This is a genomic window from Aeromonas sp. s2 (genome assembly GCF_040907935.1).
Lineage (GTDB): Bacteria > Pseudomonadota > Gammaproteobacteria > Enterobacterales > Aeromonadaceae > Aeromonas > Aeromonas dhakensis.
This window is the reverse complement of record NZ_JBFOCR010000033.1, coordinates 1-2,285: the sequence shown is the minus strand read 5'-3', so window position 1 is coordinate 2,285 and position 2,285 is coordinate 1. Positions and strand designations below refer to the sequence as shown.

Annotated in this window: 2 protein-coding genes; both read right to left on the bottom strand. The window is 64.4% G+C overall.

Annotated elements, in window-relative coordinates; genetic code table 11:
* On the bottom strand, window positions 1-1,640 hold a 1,640-nt coding region (locus tag AB5Y81_RS21595), incomplete at its 3' end, for a methyl-accepting chemotaxis protein (RefSeq protein ID WP_368146820.1).
* Window positions 1,641-1,772: 132 nt separating this feature from the next.
* On the bottom strand, window positions 1,773-2,285 hold a 513-nt coding region (locus AB5Y81_RS21590; protein ID WP_368146729.1), incomplete at its 5' end, for a methyl-accepting chemotaxis protein.

Sequence of the window (2,285 nt, the reverse complement as noted above, 5' to 3'; positions counted from 1 at the left end):
CGGAAGTTGCCGACCAGCTTGTCCAGCTCGCCGGAGAGGTGCTGCAGGCTGCGGCTCGACTCGGTGAGCTGGTGGGCGATGTCGGCGGTCTCCATGGTGAGCTGGTTGATGTCTTCCACGTTGCGGTTGATCTCGCCCACCACACTGGACTGCTCCTCGGTGGCGGTGGCGACCTGGATGTTCATGTCGCTGATCTGGGTGATGTGGGCGGTGATCTGGCCGAGGGCGCCGTTGGCGGCATCGGCCTGGGTGACCACTTCCAGGCTCTGGTTGCGGCCCTGGGTCATGGCGCTGACCGCGCGGGCGCTCTGCTCCTGCAGCCGGTTGATCATGCCCTGGATCTCGGCGGTGGAGGCGGCGGAGCGACTGGCGAGGTTGCGCACCTCGTCGGCCACCACCGCGAAGCCGCGGCCCTGCTCGCCGGCACGGGCGGCCTCGATGGCGGCGTTGAGCGCCAGCAGGTTGGTCTGCTCCGAGATGCTGCGGATGGTGTCGAGGATGCTGCCAATGGAGTCGGTCTGGCTGGCCAGCGACTCGATGACTCCGGCCACCCCTTCAATTTCGCCGGAGAGGCCGACGATGCCATGACGGGCCTGAGCCACCACGCCGGCCCCCGCATCCGCCTGCTCGTTGGCCTGTCTCGCCACTTCTGCGGCGAGGGAGGCATTGCCGGCGATTTCGCTCACGGTAGCCCCCATCTCGTGGATGGCGGTGGCCACCTGCACGGTGCGATCCCGCTGGGCGGTGCAGTTGTGCTGGGTGAGCTGGGCCTTGGCGGCCACCTCGTCGGCGGTGGCGGCCAGTTGATGGGAGTTGCGGGCTACCTGCTCGATGGCGCTGTGGATCTTGCTGACGAAGTGATTGAAGCTCACCGTGATCTCCGCCAGCTCGTCATTGCCCTTCAGCTGGGCACGGGAATCCAGCGCCAGGTGTTCGGCGGCATAGCCAATGTACTGTTGCAGGAAGCTGACGCGATTGCGCAGGCCACGCAGTACCAGAAAGGAGACCAGCAGGCAGATGACGAGTGCGCCTCCTATGATGGCGAGCATCTGGCTTTCGCCCCGTGCGAAGCTCTGCTGACTGATGGCGTGACGCTGCTGGGCCAGCTTCATCAGTTCGTCGAGCTGGGTATTGGCACTCTTGCGCATGGTGCCGTAGGTTACCGCGTAGCGCTCCTTGTAGATGCGCCGTGCACTTTCCATCTCCCCCTGTTCCATGGCGGCCAGCATGGGCTGCAACTCGCTCTTTTCCATCGCTTCGAATTGTTCGAACAGCTGCTGGGCATTTTGCCGCGCGGCAGGATCGACCTGGGCGTTGACCGCCAGCTGCATGGCTTGGCGCATCTCGGGGATGTCCTCTTCCCGTGTCTCCTTGACCCGGGTCAACACCCCTTTTTCATCCTTGAGCGAGGTTTCTTGTAACAGCATCATGTCGAGCCCCACCCGCATGCGGGGGATGCGCGACACTACCTCTGCCATGGCCCGCATCGGGGTGGCGGTGTTCTCGTATAGCTCGGTGGCCTGTCGTTCGATAGCGCCCATGCTGCGAAGGCTGGCGGCGCCCACCAGCAGCAGCGCCAGGCAGGGCACGGCGACAGCCAGTATCAACTGGCTCTTGATTGTCAGTTTACCCTCTAGCATGGGTTCTCCTCGCTGATCATGACGATGTGAATTATCACAGTATAAATCGACGGATCTGGCGCCAACTTGAGCCTTTGTTAACAAACGGCCAACAAAAAGGGGCGCCATGCGCCCCTTGTGATGTCAAAAGCCTCAAAGTCGGAAGTTGCCGACCAGCTTGTCCAGCTCGCCGGAGAGGTGCTGCAGGCTGCGGCTCGACTCGGTGAGCTGGTGGGCGATGTCGGCGGTCTCCATGGTGAGCTGGTTGATGTCTTCCACGTTGCGGTTGATCTCGCCCACCACACTGGACTGCTCCTCGGTGGCGGTGGCGACCTGGATGTTCATGTCGCTGATCTGGGTGATGTGGGCGGTGATCTGGCCGAGGGCGCCGTTGGCGGCATCGGCCTGGGTGACCACTTCCAGGCTCTGGTTGCGGCCCTGGGTCATGGCGCTGACCGCGCGGGCGCTCTGCTCCTGCAGCCGGTTGATCATGCCCTGGATCTCGGCGGTGGAGGCGGCGGAGCGACTGGCGAGGTTGCGCACCTCGTCGGCCACCACCGCGAAGCCGCGGCCCTGCTCGCCGGCACGGGCGGCCTCGATGGCGGCGTTGAGCGCCAGCAGGTTGGTCTGCTCCGAGATGCTGCGGATGGTGTCGAGGATGCTGCC